Here is a 576-nt window from a genome sequence, read left to right as displayed (position 1 = left end):
TAAATGATAATTTAACATTTCAAAAGTACTTTTCTAATAAAATTATTTTTAGGTTATTTAGTAAGTTATTTTCATGCTTATTTTTAAAGATATTATTAAAAATTGGTTTGACTTTTTCATTAATATTGAGCTTAGTTTCATCACTTACCACTGGTATTAGAAGATTTCCAATATTTTTAGGATAAATGTGGGGTTGAGCCGAGCCAGTTTGAGATTCATAGATTTGTTTTTGGTATTTTTTGAGTAATAGGTACCAAAAATAAATATTATTGGACACTGATTCATCTATAAAAGAGGAATCGGATGACCAGACTTTTATACCCCAAATTTGAACATAACCAGCATTAGCACCAGATGCAGAAATAGTAATTACAGGAGCCATCGTGTTGGACTTATTGTGAAAAGCTGCGGGAATCATGCCCCCTGCTATAACAGGAATTGCTCCTGGTATAACGTTTTTCTTTACTAGATTCTTACCTCTTTTAGGTAAGAAATAATTTGATAATAAAGTTTTACTACATGAGTTTACATTTTTATTAAACACGGCTTTTGCTAATTCGAGTAAATTATCATTTA

Annotated in this window: 1 protein-coding gene; it reads right to left on the bottom strand. The window is 29.5% G+C overall.

Features of this window, described 5'->3' with window-relative positions:
* Positions 1–19: 19 nt before the first annotated feature.
* On the bottom strand, positions 20–576 hold a 557-nt coding region (locus tag H3T47_RS09210; protein WP_233335900.1), incomplete at its 5' end, for a restriction endonuclease subunit S.

It is taken from the genome of Lactobacillus sp. W8093 (assembly GCF_016100925.1).
Lineage (GTDB): Bacteria > Bacillota > Bacilli > Lactobacillales > Lactobacillaceae > Lactobacillus > Lactobacillus helsingborgensis.
This window is presented reverse-complemented; position numbering and strand designations above follow the sequence as displayed.